At 73.6% G+C, this 22,264-nt stretch carries 15 protein-coding genes and 1 pseudogene; 12 read left to right on the forward strand and 4 right to left on the reverse strand.

From position 1 onward, the window contains the following. Window positions 1-4 precede the first annotated feature (4 nt). From ACZ6ZR_RS24575 to ACZ6ZR_RS24595, 5 genes and pseudogenes are all read left to right on the forward strand, one after another. Entirely contained in the window at window positions 5-1,771 is a 1,767-nt protein-coding gene (locus tag ACZ6ZR_RS24575) for a GMC oxidoreductase (protein ID WP_465645623.1), read from the forward strand. A 65-nt stretch (window positions 1,772-1,836) separates the two neighbouring features. After that, entirely contained in the window at window positions 1,837-3,318 is a 1,482-nt protein-coding gene (locus tag ACZ6ZR_RS24580) for a hypothetical protein (RefSeq protein WP_465645625.1), read from the forward strand. A gap of 764 nt (window positions 3,319-4,082) precedes the next feature. After that, a complete protein-coding gene (gene guaA / locus ACZ6ZR_RS24585) occupies window positions 4,083-5,678 on the forward strand; it encodes a glutamine-hydrolyzing GMP synthase (RefSeq protein ID WP_465645627.1) in 1,596 nt (531 codons plus the stop codon). A gap of 163 nt (window positions 5,679-5,841) precedes the next feature. Then, window positions 5,842-6,354: pseudogene (locus ACZ6ZR_RS24590) on the forward strand (DoxX family membrane protein); the annotation flags it as partial. Between the two features lie 243 nt (window positions 6,355-6,597). After that, window positions 6,598-6,882 carry a Rieske (2Fe-2S) protein gene (locus ACZ6ZR_RS24595; RefSeq protein ID WP_465645673.1) on the forward strand — a complete coding sequence of 95 codons (285 nt, stop codon included), beginning with the start codon at window positions 6,598-6,600 and terminating at the stop codon, window positions 6,880-6,882. Window positions 6,883-6,885: 3 nt separating this feature from the next. Here ACZ6ZR_RS24595 and ACZ6ZR_RS24600 read toward each other — a convergent pair whose 3' ends face one another. Both ACZ6ZR_RS24600 and ACZ6ZR_RS24605 read right to left on the reverse strand, forming a co-directional pair. Then, a complete protein-coding gene (locus ACZ6ZR_RS24600; RefSeq protein WP_465645629.1) occupies window positions 6,886-7,125 on the reverse strand; it encodes a hypothetical protein in 240 nt (79 codons plus the stop codon). Further along, entirely contained in the window at window positions 7,122-8,636 is a 1,515-nt protein-coding gene (locus ACZ6ZR_RS24605; RefSeq protein WP_465645631.1) for a PspC domain-containing protein, read from the reverse strand. The genes ACZ6ZR_RS24600 and ACZ6ZR_RS24605 overlap by 4 nt, the downstream gene beginning before the upstream one ends. Before the next feature lie 125 nt (window positions 8,637-8,761). On the opposite strand from ACZ6ZR_RS24605, the gene ACZ6ZR_RS24610 reads away from it, so the two are divergent. The 6 genes from ACZ6ZR_RS24610 (at window position 8,762) to ACZ6ZR_RS24635 (ending at window position 17,620) form a co-directional block, all read left to right on the forward strand. Further along, a complete protein-coding gene (locus ACZ6ZR_RS24610) occupies window positions 8,762-10,213 on the forward strand; it encodes an ATP-binding protein (RefSeq protein WP_465645675.1) in 1,452 nt (483 codons plus the stop codon). Continuing rightward, the gene (locus ACZ6ZR_RS24615) at window positions 10,206-10,904 is read left to right on the forward strand and encodes a response regulator transcription factor (protein WP_345286129.1); all 699 of its coding nucleotides are present in this window, start codon (window positions 10,206-10,208) and stop codon (window positions 10,902-10,904) included. Before ACZ6ZR_RS24610 ends, ACZ6ZR_RS24615 begins: the two co-directional genes overlap by 8 nt. Window positions 10,905-11,131: 227 nt before the next feature. After that, window positions 11,132-12,793: a hypothetical protein gene (locus ACZ6ZR_RS24620; protein ID WP_465645633.1), complete on the forward strand. Its 1,662-nt coding sequence runs from the start codon at window positions 11,132-11,134 to the stop codon at window positions 12,791-12,793. Window positions 12,794-12,869: 76 nt separating this feature from the next. Then, the gene (locus ACZ6ZR_RS24625) at window positions 12,870-14,294 is read left to right on the forward strand and encodes an acyltransferase family protein (RefSeq protein WP_465645635.1); all 1,425 of its coding nucleotides are present in this window, start codon (window positions 12,870-12,872) and stop codon (window positions 14,292-14,294) included. Between the two features lie 148 nt (window positions 14,295-14,442). After that, on the forward strand, window positions 14,443-17,049 hold the full coding sequence (gene pcrA / locus ACZ6ZR_RS24630) for a DNA helicase PcrA (protein WP_465645637.1): 2,607 nt from the start codon (window positions 14,443-14,445) through the stop codon (window positions 17,047-17,049). Between the two features lie 163 nt (window positions 17,050-17,212). Beyond that, window positions 17,213-17,620 carry a cobalamin B12-binding domain-containing protein gene (locus ACZ6ZR_RS24635; protein WP_465645639.1) on the forward strand — a complete coding sequence of 136 codons (408 nt, stop codon included), beginning with the start codon at window positions 17,213-17,215 and terminating at the stop codon, window positions 17,618-17,620. Between the two features lie 54 nt (window positions 17,621-17,674). Here ACZ6ZR_RS24635 and ACZ6ZR_RS24640 read toward each other — a convergent pair whose 3' ends face one another. Both ACZ6ZR_RS24640 and ACZ6ZR_RS24645 read right to left on the reverse strand, forming a co-directional pair. Continuing rightward, on the reverse strand, window positions 17,675-19,318 hold the full coding sequence (locus ACZ6ZR_RS24640) for a DUF5691 domain-containing protein (RefSeq protein WP_465645641.1): 1,644 nt from the start codon (window positions 19,316-19,318) through the stop codon (window positions 17,675-17,677). Window positions 19,319-19,586: 268 nt separating this feature from the next. After that, complete coding sequence (locus ACZ6ZR_RS24645; protein WP_465645643.1) at window positions 19,587-20,882, reverse strand: SWIM zinc finger family protein; 1,296 nt, start codon at window positions 20,880-20,882, stop codon at window positions 19,587-19,589. Window positions 20,883-21,134: 252 nt separating this feature from the next. Here ACZ6ZR_RS24645 and ACZ6ZR_RS24650 point away from each other — a divergent pair, with 252 nt between their 5' ends. Beyond that, a complete protein-coding gene (locus tag ACZ6ZR_RS24650; protein ID WP_465645645.1) occupies window positions 21,135-22,244 on the forward strand; it encodes an ATP-binding protein in 1,110 nt (369 codons plus the stop codon). Window positions 22,245-22,264 lie beyond the last annotated feature (20 nt).

A 22,264-nucleotide genomic window follows, 5' to 3' on the forward strand; every position in this document is an offset into this window, starting at 1 on the left:
TCTCATGACGGATGGTGCGTACGACTACGACGTGGTCGTGGTCGGGTCGGGTTTCGGCGGGTCGGTCTCGGCGCTGCGGCTGACCGAGAAGGGCTACAAGGTCGCGGTGCTGGAGGCCGGCCGGCGGTTCGGCCGGGACGAGCTGCCGAAGACCTCCTGGGACACCAAGAACTACCTCTGGGCCCCCGCGCTCGGCCTCTACGGCATCCAGCGGATCCACCTGCTGGCCAACGTGCTGATCCTGGCCGGTGCGGGGGTCGGCGGCGGCTCGCTGAACTACGCCAACACCCTGTACGTGCCGCCGGAGCCGTTCTTCCAGGACCGGCAGTGGGCCCACATCACCGACTGGCAGGAGGAGTTGGCGCCCTTCTACGACCAGGCCAAGCGGATGCTCGGGGTCCGCGAGAACCCCACCATGACCCCCTCCGACGTCCACCTCAAGGACGCCGCCGAGCGGATGGGCGTCGCGGACACCTTCCACATGGCCCCGGTCGGCGTCTTCTTCGGCGACGGCCGGGACGGTGAGGGGGAGGCGGTGGCCGCCCCCGGCGCCGAGGTCGAGGACCCGTACTTCGGCGGGGCCGGGCCCCGGCGGCGGGCCTGCACCGAGTGCGGCGAGTGCATGACCGGCTGCCGGCACGGCGCCAAGAACATGCTCACCGAGAACTACCTCTACCTGGCCGAGCGGGGCGGCGCCGAGATCCACCCGCTCACCACCGTGGAGCGGCTGCGGCCGCACGGGGACGGCTTCGCCGTCGACGTGCGGCGCACCAACTCCCGCTCCACCGACCGGGCCAAGGCCGGGGCCCGGACCATCACCGCCGCCAAGGTGGTGGTGGCGGCCGGGACGTACGGCACGCAGACCCTGCTGCACCGGATGCGGGACCGGGGTTTCCTGCCCGGCCTCTCGGCGAAGCTGGGTGAGCTCACCCGGACCAACTCCGAGGCGCTGGTGGGGGCTTCGACCACCGACCGGCGGTACGGGGAGCGCGTGGACTTCACCAAGGGGGTGGCGATCACCTCCTCCATCCACCCGGACGCCAACACCCACATCGAGCCGGTCCGCTACGGCAAGGGCTCCAACGCGATGGGCGCCCTCTCGGTGCAGCAGGTCAGCGGCGGGGGGCGCGGCCCGCGCTGGCTGCGCTACGCGGTGACCGCCGCCCGGCACCCGTGGATCTTCGCGCTCTCGATGAACCAGCACCGCTGGTCGGAGAAGACCATCATCGGCCTGGTGATGCAGTCGCTGGACAACTCGATCACCGTCTCGCTGAAGAAGGACGGCCTCGGCAAGGGCAAGCTGACCTCCCGTCAGGGCCATGGCGCGCCCAATCCCACCTGGATCCCGGCCGCCGAGCAGGGCGCCAACGCGCTGGCCGCCTCCATCAACGGCTTCGCCGGTTCCTCGGTCGGCGAGATCTTCGACATCCCGATGACGGCGCACTTCCTCGGCGGCTGCCCGATCTCCGACCGCCCGGAGGACGGCGTGGTGGACCCGTACCACCGTCTCTTCGGCCACCCCGGGATCAGCGTGGTCGACGGCTCGGCGGTCTCCGCCAACCTCGGGGTCAACCCCTCGCTCACCATCACCGCGCAGGCCGAGCGGGCCATGTCGATGTGGCCGAACAAGGGCGAGGCCGACCCGCGCCCGGAGCAGGGCGAGGCGTACCGCCGGGTGGCGGCGGTGACCCCCGCCGCGCCCATGGTGCCCAAGGGCGCCTTCGGCGAGTTGCTGCTGCCGGTGCCGGAGGTGCCGAAGAAGCGCCCCTGACCCGGTACCCGGTTGACACCCCGTCAGCGCCGGTGGGATAAACGCCCCCTCTGGAGGGGGGCGAAATGGCGATCTGTACGACCTGCGGGGCGGCCTCGGCGACGGGGGTGGCACACTGTGCCGCCTGCGGGACCGCCTTCGACGCGGCTGATCCGGGCACCGGCCCGGCGATCGGCGAGGTGGAGTTCGGCGCGGGCGGCGCGCCCGACCGGGGCCGCTGGGGCGGCGGCCGGGAGGTGGCGCCCCGGTGGGGGAGCGACACGCCGGCCCGGCTGGCCGACTGGGGATCCGCGCTGCGGGTGGTGGCCGCGCCGACCGGACTCCTGCTGCTCACCGGAGTGCTGACCGCCCTCGGCCTGGAGGGCGCGATCGGCGGGGAGGACCTCGGCTTCGGCGACCGCTTCGGCATCGGCCTGGCCGAGGCGCTGACCGCCTTCGGCGGCGAGGTGGCGGGCCGTACCACGACGCGGTTCGGCGGCGGCGGCACGGTGAGCGAGTCCCTGCTGCACGTACTGCCGATGACCGTCACCCTGCTCTGGGCCCTGCTGTTCGGCCTCGGGCTGCGCCGCTGGGCCGGGCCGACGGTCCGTCAGGCGGTCCCCCCGGTGGTGCTGGCGGCGGCGGGCGGCGGGCTGCTCGCCCTGCTCTCGGGGTACGAGCGCACCACCGGCTTCGCCGAGACGGTGGAGGACGGCGAGGTCTCCGGGCGGATCGAGGTGACCGCCGGCCTGCTCTGGCCGGTGCTGGGCACCGCCGTGCTCGCCGCGCTCCTGGCCGGCTGGATCCTCCTGGGCGCTCCGGCACTGCGCCGCCGGGCCCCGCTCTGGTGGGCGGGCGCGGTGGCGGCCGGCCGGGCCCTGGCCCTGACGGTGGGGCTGGCCGGCTCCGCGGCCCTGGTCGTGGTCTGCGCGTACACCTCGATGACGGGGCGGTGGGCCGGGCTGCTCGTCCTGCCCAACCTCGGGCTCGCCATGCTCGGGTTCGGTGCCGGGGCGGACGTCCGCTTCGAGGCCCGGATGACCGGCATGACCGACCGGGGGACGGCCACGGTGATGGAGCGCACCTACTCGCTCCTCCACCTCGACGGCCAGCCCGGCCCGTGGCGGCTGGCGCTGCTGCTGGTGCCGGCCGTCGTGGCCCTGCTGGCCTGGTCGGTCCGCCGCCTCGACCGGCCCGGCCGGCTGCGGGCGGCGCTCCTGGTCTGGCTCGGCGGAGCACTGCTGACGGTGGTGGCCGGGGGCCGGTACGCGACGGAGTTCTCGCGGCCCGGCGCCGCGGCGGGGGCGGGTGGGCGCGGCATGGGCACCGAGTTCCTGATCGGGTTGGACCCGCTCCCGCTGCTGACGGTCCATCTGGTGCTCGCGGCGCTGGGCGTGTTGGCCGTTCCCGAGCTGCTCGACCGCTTCGGCGGGCGCGGCCGCCCGGCACCGGCCGAGGGGCCGGGCCCGGAGGCGGACGAGGAGGACCCGTCGGGGCTGGAGCTGACCGCCTCCTCCGGGTACCTGCCCCCGCAGGGCGGCGAGGTGCTGGACTTCGGGAAGCGCTGAGCCACCCGGCCCGGGACGGGCAAAGGGCCCCGCGGGGGAACGGGGCCCTTTGTCGTTCAGCACGCGGCGTCAGGGCGGCGCCGGTGCTGGCTGACGGCGCCGGGGGATGAGCGCCGTCTCGGAGAGATGGTCATGGGTGCGGAGTGTCGGCCATGACGGAGCGTGATCATCCGGCTGTCGCCCGGTCGACCTCCACATCCAGCATCGTGCTGGACGGAGCCCCGGCTCTGCAACCGGTTCGACGCAGTTCGGTACAGTCCGGCGTGTACTTCCCGGGGCAGGCGTACCCTGTCGGACCGTTCGGAGACGGTCGAACACCGGTGGATACCGACCCGTTGGTCGACTACTGTCCGTAGTACTGGCACGCCGGGACGGGCGTGCGGAGGTGCGGCGGCCGTCCCCGGCGTCCCGGGAGTCGCCCGCCGCACCTCCTTCACCGTTTTTCAGTCGTGCCCGGCCCAGCTGTCCCCTGCCGGTCCGGCCACTTCCACCCGCGCACGGTCCCACGGCGGGCCGCTCCGTTCGGGAGCGGCGGCGCCACGCGCGCCGGTGGACTGAAGAGAGATCCACGCGCATGGTTCGGTGTCCGCGCCGTCCGGCCCGCCCCTGGCCGGGGCGGCCCGCGTGGTGCGGTCGATGGGTGCAACGATCCTGCCGTGACCCCGGTCACGGCCCGCCGCCCCGGCATGCGGGTGAAACGGCGCGCGGTGGGTGCCCGGTAGAATCGGCGGTGACACCCCCACATCGCTGCCGGAAGGCCGTCTGTGTCCTCTGCTACTCCCGACCTGTCCGCCGCCGAGCTCGACACCGTGCTGGTCGTCGACTTCGGCGCCCAGTACGCCCAGCTCATCGCCCGTCGGGTGCGTGAGGCCCGGGTCTACAGCGAGATCGTGCCGTCCACCATGCCGGTGGCCGAGATGCTCGCCAAGAACCCGAAGGCGATCATCCTCTCCGGCGGTCCGTCCTCGGTCTACGAGGAGGGCGCGCCCCGCCTGGACCGTGCGATCTTCGAGGCCGGCGTCCCGGTCTTCGGCATGTGCTACGGCTTCCAGCTGATGGCCATCACCCTCGGCGGCACCGTGGACAACTCCGGTGCCCGCGAGTACGGCGGCACCCCGCTGCACGTCTCGAAGACCGGCTCCACCCTCTTCGAGGGCACCCCGGCCGAGCAGTCGGTGTGGATGTCGCACGGCGACGCCTGCTCCGCCGCCCCCGAGGGCTTCACCGTCACCGCCTCCACCGACGTGGTGCCGGTCGCCGCCTTCGAGAACGACGAGCGCAAGCTCTACGGCGTCCAGTACCACCCCGAGGTGCTGCACTCGACCCACGGTCAGCAGATCCTCGAGCACTTCCTCTACCGCGGCGCGGGCATCGCCCCGACCTGGACCACTACCAACGTGGTGGAGGAGCAGGTCAACGCGATCCGCGAGCAGGTCGGCACCAAGCGCGCCATCTGCGGCCTCTCCGGCGGCGTGGACTCGGCCGTCGCGGCCGCGCTGGTGCAGCGGGCCATCGGCTCGCAGCTCACCTGCGTGTACGTGGACCACGGCCTGATGCGCAAGGGCGAGACCGAGCAGGTCGAGAAGGACTTCGTCGCCGCCACCGGCATCCAGCTCAAGGTGGTCGACGCCCAGGAGCGCTTCCTGACCGCGCTGGCCGGGGTCAGCGACCCCGAGGAGAAGCGCAAGATCATCGGCCGGGAGTTCATCCGGGTCTTCGAGCAGGCCCAGGCCGAGATCATCGCCGAGGCGGGTGAGCACGGCGAGGAGGTCGAGTTCCTCGTCCAGGGCACCCTGTACCCGGACGTGGTCGAGTCCGGTGGCGGCACCGGCACCGCGAACATCAAGTCGCACCACAACGTCGGCGGCCTCCCCGAGGACCTGCAGTTCAAGCTCATCGAGCCGCTGCGCCAGCTGTTCAAGGACGAGGTCCGGATGGTCGGCCAGGAGCTCGGCCTGCCGGAGGAGATCGTCCAGCGCCAGCCGTTCCCGGGCCCCGGCCTGGGCATCCGGATCGTCGGCGAGGTCACCAAGGAGCGCCTGGACCTGCTCCGCGACGCGGACGCCATCGCCCGCGAGGAGCTCACCAAGGCCGGCCTGGACCGTGAGATCTGGCAGTGCCCCGTGGTGCTGCTGGCCGACGTCCGCTCGGTCGGCGTGCAGGGCGACGGCCGCACCTACGGCCACCCGATCGTGCTCCGTCCGGTCTCCTCCGAGGACGCCATGACGGCCGACTGGTCGCGCCTGCCGTACGAGACCCTGGCCCGGATCTCCACCCGGATCACCAACGAGGTCAAGGACGTCAACCGCGTGGTCCTGGACTGCACCAGCAAGCCGCCGGGCACCATCGAGTGGGAGTGACCCCTCCCCGTCGCTGAACGACCGCGCCGCCGCCCCGACCGTGTCGGGTGTGGCGGCGCGGTCGTTCCGGTGAGGGGGCCGTGCCCCCGAAACGGGCTGGCAGCGGGCAGAATCGGACCGGACCCGTCAGGAGTTGACGGGCCGTGAGCGAAGGGTGTCGGCGATGGCGGTGGGGCTGAGCGGGCCGGAACGTCCTGGCAGAGCCGAACGGGCCTCCCAGCGACGGGAGTTGGCCACCCGGTACGCGCTGCTCCCGCTCCGGCTGTTCCTCGGGGTGACCTTCGTCTACGCGGCCCTGGACAAGCTGGCCGACCCGCACTTCCTGGCCGGCGCGGCGGACAGCGCCTCCTTCGTCGCGCAGACCACCGCCGCCAAGGCGAACAGCCCGATCGGCTGGGCGCTCGGCCCGGCGCTGGACGCGCCCACCTTCTCCGCGCTGGCCATCGCCTTCGGCGAGCTGGCGGTCGGCCTCGGCACCCTCTTCGGCCTCTGGGGGCGGCTGGCCGCGGCCGGCGGCGCGGCGATCAGCCTGAGCCTGTGGCTCACCGTCAGCTGGAACGTGGCCCCGTACTACTACGGCAACGACCTGGCCTACCTGATGGCCTGGACCCCGCTGCTGCTGGCCGGCACCCCGTACCTCTCGGTGGACGGCTACCTGGCCGCCCGGGCGGGGCGGGACCGCCACCGCGGACTGACGGAGGACCAGGTCGGCCGCCGGGCGCTGGTGGACGGCGGGATCGCGGCGGTCGCGCTCGGCGGGGCCGGGCTGCTGGCCGGCTCGCTGACCGCCACCTTCGGGCGGGACGAGCTGCCCGCCACCGCGGCCGCGCCCTCGCCGGTGCCGGCCGGCTCGGGGACCCCGAGCGCGAGCGCGAGCGGCGGCGGCAGCGGCAGCGGCGTCACGGTGGCGGCCGCCTCGGTGCCGGTCGGCGGCTCGGCCAAGGTCAAGGACCCGGCCAGCGGGGACGCGCTCTACGTGGTGCAGCCCAAGGCCGGCCAGTACTGCGCCTTCTCCTCGATCTGCACCCACTCGGGCTGCGCCGTGGACGCCCCGAAGGACAACCAGATGTACTGCCCGTGCCACGGCTCCCGCTTCGACGCCACCACCGGCGCGGTGCTCAACGGGCCGGCCACCAAGCCGCTGCCGAAGTTCGCGGTCACCAAGAAGGGCGACCAGCTGGAGCTCGGCGCGCAGCAGAGCTGACGGTCAGTCGGAGGAGCGGACCTCGCGGGCCTCGCGGATCCGGCGCAGCTCCCGGGAGCGGCGGGTCATCGCGGTGACCGCGCCGATCACCGCGGCTCCGCCGAGCACCAGGAAGGTGACCGGCAGCAGCACCCGCCCGCTCACCTCCCGGCCGTTCAGCGAGGCGAGCAGGCAGAGCACCGCCAGGGCGGCGAAGAGCAGGCCCGCGATCAGCGAGAACGGGTCCAGCGGGTGCTTCCTCACGACTGCACCACCTGGAGGTCGCCGAGGCCCACGGTCAGGGTGAGGTCGAGCGTCCCCCGGGACGGCCGGCCGTTGGTCGGGTGCAACTGGTACTCCACGTCGTTGCCCGCCCCGGAGGACAGGTGGCGGTCGGCGACCTGGATCTCGCCCAGGCCGTTCTTCAGGGTCAGCCGGACCTCCACGTCGCCCGGCACGGTCACCTGCATGTCGCCGGCGCCGAGCTTGGCGGTGGTGGCCACGGTGGTGCCGGCCGGGTCGAAGTCGGTGAGGTCGAGCCTCATGTCGCCCAGGCCGAGGGTGTACTCGGGCTTCACCTCGGCGGCCGAGGTGGGCGCCCAGAAGCGGTCCCCGGCGCTGCTCGCCAGGGTGAAGTCCGAGCCGGTGGTGGCGGTCAGCAGGATCACCAGCAGCGCCGCGGGGACGGCCAGGCCGCGGGCCCGGCCGAACTTGGCGCCGATCAGCAGCGCCAGCCCGAGCCCGGCCAGCGCCGAGGCCAGCACGGTGGAGAGCAGCACCGCCTCGCCCTGACGCTCCGTCACTAGCCAGGCGAGCGCGCCGCCGCCGGCGGCCATCAGCAGGCCCAGCAGCGGCAGCACGTTCGGCCCCCGGCGGACCGGGTGGACCGGGTAGGCGGAGTGGGCGGGCGGCAGCGGCTCCTCCGGGGGGAGGGGGGCCTCGGCCTTGCGCAGCGGGTCTCCCTCCGGCAGGTCGGTCCGCTGCCACCAGGGCCGGGCCGGGGCGCCGGGCGGGGGCGTGGTGCCGTACGGGTTGCGCTCCGGGTGCCGCGGGTCCCAGAGGTAGCCGCTCGGGCCGGCCGGTGGGGTGTCGGAGCGGGCCTGCCCGCGGGCGGACCCGAAGGCGCCGTGCATGTACTCCTGGCGGGCCTGCCAGGCCTGCTTCATGTGCTGCTCGGCCTGGTCCCACCAGTGCCGGCCCCCGGCCGGGTCGTTGACGGCGCGCCAGCCGGGCGCGGCGCCGGTGGCGTCGTACGGGTGGCCGGTCTCGTCGGTCAGCCGGTCGTACGGGCCGCCGTGGTCCCGGCGGCGGCCGCGCCGGCGGGGGTGGCGGCGGCGCTCCGGGTCGTACCGGACCGCCAGCAGCACCAGGCCGCCGAGCAGCAGGATCGGGAAGAGCTGGCCGCCGTCGCCCATCGAGGAGAAGAAGACGCCGGTGCCGATCACGGTGAGCAGCACCGCGCCGATGGACTGGCCGTCGACCCGGCCGGTCAGCGCGCGCTGCAGCTCGGTCCGGCCGGTCTGCCCGTCCTCCGGCTCGCGCGGCACGATCAGCCAGGCCAGGCCGTAGAGGAACAGGCCCAGGCCGCCGGAGAGGCAGAGCACCGCGGTGACCACCCGGAACACCACCGGGTCGATGTCCAGGTGGCGGCCGAGCCCGCCGCACACGCCGGCCACCACCCGGTGCCTCTCGCTCCGGGTGAGCGGCGGACGGGGCGGCTGCTCCGGCCCGGTGGGGGCGTCGGGCCCCGGCGCGGTGGTCTGCTCGTCGGTCATGCTCCACATCCTGGTGGCTCGGCGGCCGCGGCCCAACCGGCGCGGGCCCGGTGCGTACCCTGATCTGTCCCTGAGACGGGTTCGGGGTGGCACCCTGATGCGCGCACCGGCGCGCACGTGTGACCATTCGGGGCGTGGCAGCCCCCGGTACCGATCCCAGAGCCCTCGACGGCCCCTACCCCGCTGACGGCGCGTCAGCCGACGGCGGCGTCGAACGCCCGCCGTACCGGCGGCTCTACCGCAGCCGGCACGGCCGGATCCTCGGCGGCGTCGCGCACGGCCTGGCGCTCCACCTGGGGCTGCCGGTGGCCTGGGTGCGGGTCGCCTTCGTGCTGCTGTTCTTCGCCCAGGGCATCGGGGTGCTGCTGTACGCGGCGTTCTGGTTCGTGGTGCCGATCGGCATCGGCGAGGCGGCCGGCGGCGGGCCGCGCTGGCTGTACGTCAACGGCCGCTTCGTACCGGCCGACGCGGTGGTCGGCGGCGAGGAGCTGAGGAAGGGGAGGCCGGCCCGGCCCGGGCGGCTGCGCGAGCTGCTGCAGCGCACCTTCCACGGCGAGGCGGCGGTGGCGGCCGGCGCCCCCGGCGAGGAGCCGGCCGGTGCCGCTCCGCGCGGCGGGCTCGGTCAGGTCTTCGCGCTGCTCGGCCTGGTGGTCGGGATCATGGCGGCGCTCAGCGCGCTGAACATCCAGCCGGCCAAGCCGTACGTCTGGCCGCTGCTCACCGTCGGGGTCGGCGTCGCGCTGGTCTGGCGGCAGGCCGACGACTCCCGCTGGCAGCGCTGGTTCGGCGTGGAGGGCACCCGGCGGCGGGCCGCGTACACCAGGATCGGCGCCGGGGTGCTGCTGGTGGTGGCGGGCATCGTGGCCTTCCTGATCCTCCAGGGCAGCGGCTCCACCATCTCCTCGGTGCTGGAGGCCTCGCTCGCCGTGCTGGCCGGGGTGCTGGTGCTGGTCGGCCCGTACGCGCTGCGGATGTGGCAGGACCTGGGCGCCGAGCGGACCGCCCGGATCCGGGCCCAGGAGCGGGCCGAGATCGCCGCCCACGTGCACGACTCGGTGCTGCACACCCTCACCCTGATCCAGCGCAACGCCGACGACGCCAAGGAGGTGCTGCGCCTGGCCCGGGCCCAGGAGCGGGAGTTGCGGCTCTGGCTGTACCGCCCGGAGGCCGCCGCCGAGGCCGCGCCGGACACCCTGGCCGAGCGGATCCGCTCGGTGGTGGCCGAGGTCGAGGACCTGCACGGGGTCGCGGTGGAGCTGGTCTGCGTCGGTGACTGCCCGATGGACGAGCGGATCGCCTCGCAGATGCAGGCCGCGAGGGAGGCGATGGTCAACGCCGCCAAGTACGGTGGCGGTGGGCCGGTCCAGGTCTACGCCGAGGTGGAGGGGCGGACGGTGTCGGTCTTCGTCCGTGACCACGGCCCCGGCTTCGACCCGGACGACGTGCCCGAGGACCGGATGGGCGTTCGCGAGTCGATCATCGGCCGGATGAAGCGCAACGGCGGCACCGCCAAGGTGCGGCCCGCGCCGGACGGCGGGACCGAGGTCGAGTTGGAGATGGAGAGGGCAGATGACTGACGCAGTGTCGGCTACGGGGGCGGCTGAGCCGGAGCGGCGGGCCCGGGTGGTGCTGGTGGACGACCACCGGATGTTCCGCACCGGGGTCCGGGCCGAGATCGGCCGGACCGAGCTGACCGGCATCGACGTGGTGGGGGAGGCCGACGACGTCGAGTCGGCGGTCAAGGTGGTGGCCGAGACCAGGCCGGACGTGGTGCTGCTCGACGTCCACCTGCCCGGTGGCGGCGGGGTCGAGGTGCTCCGGCGCTCCGCACCGGTGATGGCCGACCCGAACGGGGTGCGCTTCCTGGCGCTCTCGGTCTCGGACGCGGCCGAGGACGTGATCGGGGTCATCCGCGGCGGCGCCCGCGGCTACGTGACCAAGACCATCACCGGCACCGACCTGGTCAACGCGGTCTTCCGGATCGCCGACGGCGACGCGGTCTTCTCCCCCCGGCTGGCCGGTTTCGTGCTGGACGCCTTCGCCGCCACCGACACCCCGCCGGTGGACGAGGACCTGGACCGGCTGACCCAGCGCGAGCGCGAGGTGCTCCGGCTGATCGCCCGCGGCTACGCGTACAAGGAGATCGCCAAGCAGCTCTTCATCTCGGTGAAGACGGTGGAGTCGCACGTCTCCGCGGTGCTGCGCAAGCTGCAGTTGAGCAACCGTCACGAACTCACCCGCTGGGCCACCGCCCGCCGTCTGGTCTGACCACCGGGGCGGCCGGCGGGCCTCGTCGGGCCTCGGCGGGCATCCGAACGGGGCCGGTCGGGCAGGGCGCGGAGGCTGCCGGGGACAAGATCCAGGGACGAACGGAACCAATACGGTGCGAACCGCCCCGGCGGTCCGTCAGTCCTTAGAAGAGGGGTCGAGCGGGAGGGCGGGACGGGCCCCGGGGGGCGACGGAGAGCCTGCCCAGGTGCCGTATCTTGAACCCCATGACCCAGATCGCCTCCCCGAGCAGCCCCCCACCCGAGACGAGCGTCGACCAGGACGACGCCACCGGTGCGCCGGGCTCCCGTCGAGACGGTGACGGCGGTGCCGGCGACCGGCCCACCGCGAAGGGGCTGCGCCGGTGGTTCCGGCCGACCCCGTACCGGATCACCGTGCTGCTCTCCCTGCTCGTGCTGGTGCCGATGTGCATCGCCATGCCGTGGTCCGGTGACATCGGCCAGCACGCGTCGACGATCTGGCGACTGCGCGAGAACCTGGGCGACCCCACCAGCCCGATGATCAACGTGCCCGGCGACGGCAGCCCGTACTTCTCGCCGTACCAGGTGCTCACCGCGTTGGTCTCGCTGGCCACCGGCTGGACCCCGCTGCAGGCGCTGCACGCCATGGCCGTGCTCAACGTCCTGCTGGTGCTGGCCGGCATCGGCGCGTTCGTGCGGGCGCTGACCACCCGGCCGTGGGCGCCGGTCATCGCGCTGCTCACCTACTGGTTCCTCTGGGGCGTCGACGTCTCGGTGTGGAGCGGTTACGAGTCCTTCCTCTCCTTCTCGCTCGGCGTCTCCTACCCGAGCGCCTTCGCGGCCGGCCTGATGTTCCTGCTCTGGGCGGGCACGCTGCGGCTGCTCGGCCGGGTGCCCGGCAAGGAGCCGCTCTCCGACTCGCTGCTGGTCCGGATCCCCGCGCACCTCGCGGTCGGTCTGACGCTCTTCGTCATCCTGCTCTCGCACCCCTTCACCGGCATCGTGGTCTGCCTCGGCCTGGCCGGGATCATCCTGGGCTCGATCCGCGGCCTGTCGCTGCGGAACTGGCTGCTCTGGGTCGGCTCCGCCGCGGTGCTGATGGCCGGCATCCTGTTCTGGCCGTACTGGAGCGTCTTCGACCTGGAGCAGTCGGCCGCGCTGGACTCCATGCACCGGGGCCTCTACAACCACCCGCTGAACTGGTTCGGCTTCGCGCTGGTGCTCGGCATCCCCGCGCTGGTCATGCGGTTCCGCCGCAACAAGCTCGACCCGCTGGTGCTCACCGCCGCGCTGGTCGGTTCGGCCATCGCGTACGGCTGGTTCAGCGGCCACTACAGCTGGGGCCGGGCCTACCCGGGCCTGATCGTCATGCTGCAGATGGCCGCCGCGCTGGAGGCCTCCCGTGCCCCGATCAAGCAGTGGTTCAAGCGCGAGTTCACCCTGGTGCTGACCGTGGCGCTGGTCTTCGGCATGTGGGTCCAGTCCGGTGCGATGTTCTACCTGGTCCCGAAGAAGGACTTCCCGAAGGGCGTCGTCGACAACGTCCAGGCCTGGAACCCGTGGCCGGGCTACAAGTGGGCCACCAAGTACCTGGCCTACGGCGACGTGGTGATGGCCACCGGCGAGCGTCCGCTCGTCCAGCTCCCGGCCTACGGCTACTACACCGTGCAGGCGGGCTACCCGGACCCGGCGGTGCCGCAGAAGCAGCTCGACGAGCGTGCGAACGACACCTGGAAGTTCTTCTCCAAGGAGGCGACCAGCGCCGAGAAGTGGAACCTCGTCGACAAGTACCACGTCGAGTGGGTTATCGTCCGCCCTGAGGACGGTGTGGTGCCGAGCGGCCCGGGCTTCACGCTGGTCACCAAGAGCCCGCAGGGTGAGGCTCTGGTCAAGGTCACCAAGCCGTAATCCGGCTCAGTTCCCGACCGCGCGGTCGCCGATCCAGATCGGCGGCCGCGCGGTCCCCTTCCAGGAGAGCGTCCTGATGTCTACATCCGTACTGCCGAGCAACGGGGCCGTGCCGCCCGCCGCCGAGCCCCGTAGGAAGGGACGGCGCTCCGCCGTCACCCCCGGGCAGAAGCGGCCGCGACTGTACGTGCTCGACGGGCTGCGGCTGATCGCCGCGCTCAGCGTGGTGCTCTTCCACTACGTCGGCAAGCCGGCCGGGTGGGAACAGGTGTGGCGGGGCAGCCCGGACAAGCTGATGCCGGGGCTGCACGGCGTGGCGATCTACGGGTGGATCGGCGTCGAACTGTTCTTCCTGATAAGCGGATTCGTGATCTGCATGTCCTGCTGGGGCAAGCGTCCGCAGGACTTCTTCATCTCCCGGGTGGTCCGGCTCTACCCGGCCTACTGGGCGGCGGTGCTGATCACCACCGCGGTGGTGGCGTCGGCGGGCTACGCGTTCAGCACGGCGAAGGACCTGTCGCTGCGCAACGTGCTGGTCAACCTGACGATGCTTCAGGCACCGATCGGGGCCCCGTCGGTGGACCCGAGCTACTGGACCCTCTGGGTCGAGATGCTGTTCTACGTGCTGTTCGCGGTCGTGGTCGCGATGGGCCTGACGTACCGTCGGGTGGTCGCGTTCTGCGGCATCTGGACCTTCCTGGCCGCGATCGCGCCGGCGGTGAACTTCCCGCTGCTGGACACCCTCACCCAGCCCAGCTACGCGCCGTTCTTCACGGCCGGCGTGGTGATGTACCTGATGTACAAGTTCGGGCAGAACCTGCTGCTCTGGGCGATGCTCGGCTTCTCCTGGCTGGTCGCGCAGTACCGCCTCAAGGGCACCGTCGAGATGTACCAGATGTACCTGCCGCAGAAGATCTCCTTCACGGTGGCGGCGGCGCTGATGACGCTCTGCTTCGTGCTGGTGCTGCTCTCGGCGCTCGGCGCCTTCAACCGGATCCAGTGGCGCTGGCTCACGGTGGCCGGGGCGCTCACCTACCCCGTCTACCTGCTGCACCAGGAGATCGGCCTGACCTCGATCCACTGGCTGCGCGGGTCGATGGCCCCGCTCGCCACGCTGGGGACGGTGGTCGGCGGCATCCTGGTGGCCTCCTACCTGCTGCACAAGCTGGTGGAGAACCCGCTGTCGAACCTGCTGAAGAAGGGGCTCACGGCCTCCTTCGCCTCGGTCACCTCGGTCGACGAGGCGGCCGCCGCCAAGGCGGGCCAGAAGGCGGCTCCGCCGGCGGTCGCCGAGGCCGGCCCGGCCGAGGCGTTCCCGCCCGCCGGTCCGCAGGGCTACCAGCCGTCCGGGCAGCAGGGCTACCCGCCGGCGGGGGCGCCTTCCTTCCAGCCCTCCGGCCAGCAGGGCGGCTACCAGGGCGCCTGGCCGCAGGGCTTCCAGCCCGCCTCGGGGGCGCAGGCCTTCCCGCCCGGTGGCACGGGGTCGGCCGAGCGCCGCTAGGCCCGGTCCGTACGCCCACGGGGCGCCGTCCTTCTCCGCTCGGCGGAGGGCGGCGCCCCGTCGGCGTTCCGGGGCCGGGGCGGTCTGTGCCGGGGAGTCCGTCGGATCCTTCGGGCCTGTCGGCGGTGGGCCATAGACTCGGAGGGCCATGAGTAGCCTCTTTGACGACCTTCCGCTCCCCGGGTTCGAGCTTCCGTCCACCCCCGGGTCGCAGCAGTCCTCCGACGACGAGCCGCCGGCCGGCGAGTACGGGGAGGAGCCGCCGGGGTACGGGGAGGAGCCGCCGTACGAGGAGGCGATCCCGGACGGTCTGTTCGAGACCGACCGCGCGGCGGACGCCGAGCGGGACGCCTGGTACCGCAACGGCGCGGCCCGGACGGTGGTCGACCCGGCGCAGCTGCTGGAGGGCATGAACGACCCGCAGCGGGAGGCCGTGGTGCACGCCGGGTCGCCGCTGCTGCTGGTGGCGGGTGCCGGCTCGGGCAAGACCCGGGTGCTGACGCACCGGATCGCGTACCTGCTGGGGGCGCGCGGGGCGCAGCCGGGCGAGATCCTGGCGATCACCTTCACCAACAAGGCCGCCGGCGAGATGCGCGAGCGGGTCGAGGCGCTGGTCGGGCCGCGGGCCAAGGCGATGTGGGTGTCGACCTTCCACAGCGCCTGCGTGCGGATCCTGCGCCGGGAGAGCAAGCTGCTCGGCTTCACCTCGAGCTTCTCGATCTACGACTCGGCGGACTCGCAGCGCCTGATGGCGCTGGTCTGCCGGGACTTGGACCTGGATCCGAAGCAGTTCCCGCCGAAGTCCTTCACCTCGAAGATCAGCAACCTGAAGAACGAGCTGATCGACGAGGAGACCTACGCCGACCAGGCCGCCAACCCGATGGAGAAGAAGCTCGCCGAGGCGTACTTCCTCTACCAGCGGCGCCTGCGCGAGGCCAACGCGCTGGACTTCGACGACATCATCATGACCACGGTGAACCTGCTCCAGGCCTTCCCGGACGTCGCCGAGCACTACCGGCGGCGGTTCCGGCACATCCTGGTCGACGAGTACCAGGACACCAACCACGCCCAGTACATGCTGGTGCGGGAGCTGAGCGGTGGCACGGCCACCTCGGCCCCGAAGCGGACGGTGGACGGCGACTTCGTGAACCCGGCGGAGGGCCGCCTCGCCGAGGTGCCGCCGGCCGAGCTCTGCGTGGTGGGTGACGCGGACCAGTCGATCTACGCCTTCCGCGGCGCGACCATCCGGAACATCCTCCAGTTCGAGGAGGACTACCCGAACGCCACCACCATCCTGCTGGAGCAGAACTACCGCTCCACCCAGACGATCCTGACCGCGGCCAACGCGGTCATCGAGCGGAACACCAACCGCCGCAAGAAGAACCTCTGGACCGCCGGGGACGACGGCGAGAAGGTGGTCGGCTACGTCGCCGACGACGAGCACGGCGAGGCCCAGTTCATCGCCGACGAGATCGACCGGCTGACGGACGCGGGCGACGCCCGCCCGGGCGACGTGGCGATCTTCTATCGGACGAACGCTCAGTCCCGGGTGTTCGAGGAGGTGTTCATCCGGGTCGGCCTCCCGTACAAGGTGGTCGGCGGGGTGCGCTTCTACGAGCGTCGCGAGGTCCGGGACGTGCTGGCGTACCTGCGGGTGCTCTCCAACCCCGAGGACACCGTGCCGCTGCGCCGGATCCTCAACGTGCCCAAGCGCGGCATCGGCGAGCGGGCCGAGGCGATGATCGACGCGCTGGCGCAGCGCGAGCGGATCTCCTTCGCCCAGGCGCTCGTGCGGGTGGACGAGGCGTACGGCATGGCCGCGCGCTCGGCCAACGCGGTGAAGAAGTTCAACGACCTGCTGGCCGGGCTGCGCCAGGTGGTCGAGTCCGGCGCGGGCCCGGCCGCGGTGCTGGAGGCGGTGCTGGAGGAGACCGGCTACCTGGCCGAGCTCCAGTCCTCCACCGACCCGCAGGACGAGACCCGGGTGGAGAACCTCCAGGAGCTCGCCTCGGTGGCCCTCGAGTACGAGCAGGACCCGGGCGAGCGGCCGGAGGGCGACGACGAGGGGGCCCCGCCGGTGGGCTCGCTGGCGGACTTCCTGGAGCGGGTCGCGCTGGTGGCCGACTCCGATCAGATCCCGGACGACGAGGACGGCGCGGGCGTCATCACGATGATGACCCTGCACACCGCCAAGGGCCTGGAGTTCCCGGTGGTCTTCCTGACCGGCATGGAGGACGGGATCTTCCCGCACATGCGGGCGCTCAACCAGGTCAAGGAGCTGGAGGAGGAGCGGCGGCTCGCCTACGTCGGCCTGACCCGGGCCCGGCAGCGGCTGTACCTGACCCGCTCGGTGTTGCGCAGCGCCTGGGGCCAGCCCTCGTACAACCCGGCCTCGCGCTTCCTGGAGGAGATCCCGGAGACGCTGGTGGAGTGGAAGCGGACGGGGTCCTCGGCGGTGCCGGCCTCTCGCGGCTTCTCCTCGTCCTCGGGCGGCTCGGGTGGTTTCGGTGGGCGCAAGTCCGGTGGGGCGGCGGCGAGTTCGCCGAAGGCGGGCTGGGGGCAGTCGGCCCGGCGGGTGGTCGAGAAGGAGGTCGTGGCGCTGGCGGTCGGGGACCGGGTGACGCACGACTCCTTCGGTCTCGGCACCGTGGTGGCCACCTCCGGGGTCGGCGACAAGGCGCAGGCCACGGTGGACTTCGGTGCCACCGGGCGCAAGCAGCTGCTGCTGCGGTACGCGCCGGTGGAGAAGCTGTAGGGGTCGAGTAGGGGTCCGTCGGACCGGGTAGGTGCCTAGGGTCGGTCCGACCTGCCCCGGGGCTGTGATTTTCCCCTCCCTTGGGGAGGGGTCTCCGCCAACCGGGGCAGAGGGCGCTACCCTCCCCTCAGGTTCAGTTATCGGTGGTTAACCGGAGGCAGTGATGGGTGTGTCAGGGCCGATCCGCGTGGTGGTCGCCAAGCCCGGTCTCGACGGGCACGACCGGGGCGCGAAGGTCATCGCCCGGGCGCTGCGCGACGCCGGCATGGAGGTCATCTACACCGGGCTGCACCAGACGCCCGAGCAGGTGGTGGACACCGCGATCCAGGAGGACGCGGACGGGATCGGGCTGTCGATCCTGTCGGGCGCCCACATGACACTCTGCGCCCGGGTGATCGAGCTGCTCAAGGAGCGCGACGCGCTCGACATCAAGGTGTTCTGCGGCGGGATCATCCCGGAGGAGGACATCGTCGAGCTGAAGCGGATGGGCGTCGCCGACATCTTCACCCCCGGCACCCCCACCCGCGACGTGGTGGCCTGGGTCGAGGCGAACCTGCGCGCGGCGGGCTGAGACTGACGGATCGTGAGGGCCCCGGGGCGTCCCCCGGGGCCCTTCGTCGTGCCGCTAGCTCGGGTCGAGTTCGTCGAGCATGGCAGCGCGGAAGAGGAGCGTCTCGGCGAGCCGGGTGAGGGTGTCGGCCCAGGCCGAGTTCGGCGTGGCGGCGGCGGCCAGGGCCGCCACGGCCGGGGCGGTGGCGGGGCTGAGCGCCCGCTCGGTCATGCCCAGCACGCCGCTGTGGCTCCACGGGTACGAGCCGGAGGCGGCGGCCCGCTCCAGGGCGGCGACCACGGCGGTGCTGAGCGGCGGGGTCCACGGGGTGGCGCAGGCGCCGAGCAGTTGGAAGGCCTCGCCCAGACCGTGCGTGGTGATGAACGCGGCCGTCCAGGCGGCCCGTTCCTCCTCGGGCAGCACGCCGAGCAGCCGGGACGGGACGCCGGTGGCCTGGGCGGCCCGGTTCGCGGCCCGGGCGGTCCGGTCGGCCTTGGTGCGGGAGCGGCCGGTGAGGCGGGCCAGGGCGGTGGCGGGGCGCGGCGGGGGGCCGAGCAGGGCGCGGGCCCAGGCGGTGTCCCGCTGGCGGACGGCGGCCCTGGCCCAGGCCTCGTGGAGGTCCTCCCGCCAGTCGTCCGGCTCCTCCTCGGTGACCGGCAGGCGCAGCAGCTGATCCGGCGTCAGGCCGGTGTCGGCGGTCCAGAGCGAGAGCGGTGCGGCCGCCACGATCTCGCCGAACCACCAGGCCCGCTGCCCGCGCCCGGTGGGCGACTTGGGCGCTATGCCGTCGCGCTGCATCCCGGCGTCGCACTCGACGGGCGGGTGGACGGCCAGCCGGTCGGCCTCCGCCGCTGGGGAGGAGACGGCACGGGAGGGGACCGCACGGACGGCGGCGCGGGCGCGCTCGGCCATCCGGGTGGCCAGGGCCGAGCCCGGCAGGGTGGAGAGCAGCTCGGCGGCGGTGGCCCGGACGTTCTTGCTCCGGTCGGTGAGGGCGGCCTCCAGGAAGGCCTCGTCGGCGAGCGACAGCCCCTCGTGCAGGGCGTCCAGGAAGAGCAGCCGGTCCTCGGCGCGCTCGGTGGCCCAGGTGGATCCGAGCAGGGTGAGCGCGGCGGCCGGGTCGCTGCCGCGCAGCCGGGAGATCAGGCCGACCCGCTCGGCGAACAGGCCCTCCTGCCAGAGCCGTTCGTCCGGCTCGGGGGCGAGCTCCTCGGTGATGGTGCGGTCGACGTACTTCCACTCCTGGTTCCGCTCGGCCAGCCAGCGGCCCAGCGGGCCGGTCAACGCGACCACGTCCGGCCGGAGTTCGCTGCGGGCGCGGGCCGCGTCCAGCAGGGCGGGGACGGCGGCGGCCGGGGCGCGGTAGCCGTGCCCTCGGGCGGCGGTCAGCCACTGCGGGAGCAACTCGCCGAGGTTGGCGGTGCCGTGGCCGTTGCCGCCGTGCGGGCCGTGCCCGGTGAGCAGGATCGCCAGTCGGTGGGCGGCGGCGGGGGAGGGCGCGGGGCGCGGGTCCGCCGCGGCGGGGGCGGGCACCGGGACGGCCGGGTCGGCGAGGGCCCCGGCCCGGCGGCGGACGGTGGCCACGGCGGCCAGGTCGAGCAGGGCGGTGGCCGGGTCGCCGCGGTCCACCGGGAGGTGGCCGGAATCGGCGGGGAGCGGGCGGCGGTCGGTGCCGAGCAGGGCGGTGGTGTTCAGCTCCTGCCAGAGGTCGGTGGTCATCTGACCCTCCGTCGATCGAGTTGGTTACACCGGGGGCGCGGGGCTCTGCCGATCTGCGGCTCCGCCGCGTGGGCGCGAGGCCGAAGGCGGCCCAGCGCTTGAGGCAGGTGGCTGTGCCGCTGGGGGCGCGAGGAACTGCGCGTGTTCGGAAGGCGGCTCAGAGCTGGGTCGGGGCAGGCGAGCCAGTTGCACGTGGTGCCGTTCCCCTGCGCGCAGTTCCTCGCGCCCCCGGGGTGGCCACCTTCGCCAGCCGCACCGGGGGTCGTGGTCATTGGGTGAGCCCCGTAGGGGTGCCGTCCGGGGACCAGGCGGTGACCGGGGCGAAGCCGCGGTGGCCGTACTCGCCGAAGACGGTGAGCGGGTGCCCGGCAGAGAGCGCGGCGAGGCGCCAGAGCGCTGGCTCGGGGCAGCTGCCGGGGCGGACCGGGACGCTGTGGTGACCGTCCGTCAGGCGCCAGCCCTCGGGGCCGAGCACGGGCACCACGTCGGCGAGCACGGCCGGCCAGGAGGCCAGCCACGGGTCGTCGGCGACGGCGCGGCCGTACTCGGCGACGGCCTCGCCCGGGCCGGTGCCGGCGGGCGCCGGGAGCTCCGGCTCGGGTGCGCCGTGGCGGGTGCCGAGCACGGCCCGGAGCGGGCGGGTGCCCGGGTGGAAGGCCAGCTCGGCCTCCAGCAGGTGGCCGGTGGGGAGGGCGAGCTCGGGGGAGCGGCCGGGGGCGCCGAAGGAGAGCAGCAGGGCCGGGCGGCCGGTCTTGGCGCCGCGCAGCCAGGTGCGGCGGGTGGTCAGCCGGTCGTCGGCGGTGTCCCGGCTGCCGAGCACCAGCCAGCGGTCCCGCACCGTCGGCCCGGCGAGCAGCTCGGCGGTGTCGACCGGGACGCCGACCCGGGCGCGGACGGTGGCGGCCAGCGGCTCGGGCAGCTCCTCGGCGCGGGAGACGGCGCCGGCCAGCAGGTGCAGCAGGGCGTACTCGGAGAGCCGCTCGGCCGTCGGGGCGTACGCCAACTCCCGTACCTGGGTGGCCAGCCGGGGTGCCTGGGCGTCGACCATCCGGGCGGCCACCTCGTCCCAGCCGCCGGGCCGCTCCTCGGCCAGGCCGTGCCGGACCCGGTCGGCCAGCCGGAGCCGGAGCTCGGCGGCGCCGGCCGAGATCCGCCCGGCCCGGCGGGCCGCGCGGCGGGCGGCGGCGGCCGGATCGGCGGGGGCGGCGGGTGGTGCGGCGCGGCGGGCGGCGGCCTGCTCGCGCGCGTCCAGCCACTCGCCGGCCCAGTCGGGCGGCTCGGCCTCGGTGAGGGCCTCGGGGCTGCCGCTCCAGAGCAGCAGCAGGCCGAGGGCGTGCTTGCAGGGGAACTTGCGGCTCGGGCAGCTGCACTTGTAGGCGGGCGTGCCGAGCTCGACCACGGTGCGGTAGGGCGTCGAGCCGCTGCCCTCGCACTGGCCCCAGAGCGCACCGCGCCCGAGGCCGGTGCCGGACCACGGGGCGGGGGAGCCGAGCTTGCCGGCGGCCTTGCGGGAGGGCTGGTCGGGGGCGAGGGAGAGGACGTGTTCGGTGGTCCATCGATCCATGGGGACGACGCTAGGACGGGGCACTGACAGCCGTTCACTCGAACTGGTGATCTGTCAGTTCGACCGCCCCGACTGTCAGTCCGAGGGTGCATCGTTGTTCTCGCAGGGCGACGGGCTCCGGGGTTGTCGTCGGTCCGCTCGCCGTCTGCCCGCGCTGGTAGCTGCCCATGTGAAGACGCCTCTGCACCCAGCACGTCCCCCTCCACTCCCTTGCCACAGCTCTGCCCTGAGGCCGATCCAGAGGAGCTTTTGATGACTGCTCAGACCGCTCGCGGTGGTGCGCCCGAGGTGCTCCGCGCGCACGCCGAGGACGCCTTCGCCGCCGAGCTGGCCGCGCTCGCCGCCCAGGACGACCGGCCGCGCCCCGAGCGCTGGCGGCTCTCGCCCTGGGCGGTGGCCACCTACCTGCTCGGCGCCACGCTGCCCGACGGCACCGTGATCACCCCCAAGTACGTCGGCCCGCGCCGCACCGTCGAGGTCGCCGTCACCACGCTGGCCACCGACCGGGCGCTGCTGCTGCTCGGCGTGCCCGGCACCGCCAAGACCTGGGTCTCCGAGCACCTGGCCGCCGCCGTCAGCGGGGATTCGACCCTGCTGGTGCAGGGCACGGCCGGCACCCCGGAGGAGGCCGTCCGGTACGGGTGGAACTACGCGCAGCTGCTCGCCCACGGCCCCAGCCGGGACGCCCTGGTGCCCTCCCCGGTGATGCGGGCGATGGCGCAGGGGCAGATCGCCCGGGTCGAGGAGCTCACCCGCATCCCGGCCGACGTGCAGGACAGCCTGATCACCATCCTCTCCGAGAAGACCCTGCCGATACCGGAGTTGGGCGCCGAGCAGCAGGCGGTCCGCGGCTTCAACCTGATCGCCACCGCCAACGACCGCGACCGAGGGGTGAACGAGCTGTCCAGCGCCCTGCGCCGCCGGTTCAACACGGTGGTGCTCCCGCTGCCAGGCTCGCTGGAGGAGGAGGTGGAGATCGTCAGCCGCCGGGTCGCCCAGCTCGGCCGCTCGCTCGACCTGCCCCAACTCCCGGACGGTGCCGCCGAGATCCGCCGGGTGGTGACGGTCTTCCGCGAGCTGCGGGCCGGCGTCACCGCCGACGGGCGGACGAAGGTGAAGACCCCGAGCGGCACCCTCTCCACCGCCGAGGCCATCTCGGTGGTGACCAACGGGCTGGCGCTGGCCGCCCACTTCGGGGACGGCGCACTGCGCGCGGGGGACGTGGTGCCGGGCGTGGCCGGGGCGGTGCTGCGCGATCCGGGCGCCGACACGGTGGTCTGGCAGGAGTACCTGGAGGGCGTGCTGCGCGAGCGGGACGGCTGGAAGGACTTCTACCGCGCGGCCAGGGAGAGCGCGCACTGAGCGGCGGTGGGTCGGCGGCA

The organism is Kitasatospora sp. NPDC088742, from assembly GCF_055584905.1.

Coding starts and splice junctions, on each gene's coding strand:
- ACZ6ZR_RS24650 (WP_465645645.1), top strand. CDS start 21,135: ATGACTGCTCAGACCGCTCGCGGTGGTGCGCCCGAGGTGCTCCGCGCG.
- ACZ6ZR_RS24575 (WP_465645623.1), top strand. CDS start 5: ATGACGGATGGTGCGTACGACTACGACGTGGTCGTGGTCGGGTCGGGT.
- pcrA (WP_465645637.1), top strand. CDS start 14,443: ATGAGTAGCCTCTTTGACGACCTTCCGCTCCCCGGGTTCGAGCTTCCG.
- ACZ6ZR_RS24605 (WP_465645631.1), bottom strand. CDS start 8,636: ATGACCGACGAGCAGACCACCGCGCCGGGGCCCGACGCCCCCACCGGG.
- ACZ6ZR_RS24615 (WP_345286129.1), top strand. CDS start 10,206: ATGACTGACGCAGTGTCGGCTACGGGGGCGGCTGAGCCGGAGCGGCGG.
- ACZ6ZR_RS24645 (WP_465645643.1), bottom strand. CDS start 20,882: ATGGATCGATGGACCACCGAACACGTCCTCTCCCTCGCCCCCGACCAG.
- ACZ6ZR_RS24640 (WP_465645641.1), bottom strand. CDS start 19,318: ATGACCACCGACCTCTGGCAGGAGCTGAACACCACCGCCCTGCTCGGC.
- ACZ6ZR_RS24625 (WP_465645635.1), top strand. CDS start 12,870: ATGTCTACATCCGTACTGCCGAGCAACGGGGCCGTGCCGCCCGCCGCC.
- ACZ6ZR_RS24635 (WP_465645639.1), top strand. CDS start 17,213: ATGGGTGTGTCAGGGCCGATCCGCGTGGTGGTCGCCAAGCCCGGTCTC.
- ACZ6ZR_RS24580 (WP_465645625.1), top strand. CDS start 1,837: ATGGCGATCTGTACGACCTGCGGGGCGGCCTCGGCGACGGGGGTGGCA.
- ACZ6ZR_RS24620 (WP_465645633.1), top strand. CDS start 11,132: ATGACCCAGATCGCCTCCCCGAGCAGCCCCCCACCCGAGACGAGCGTC.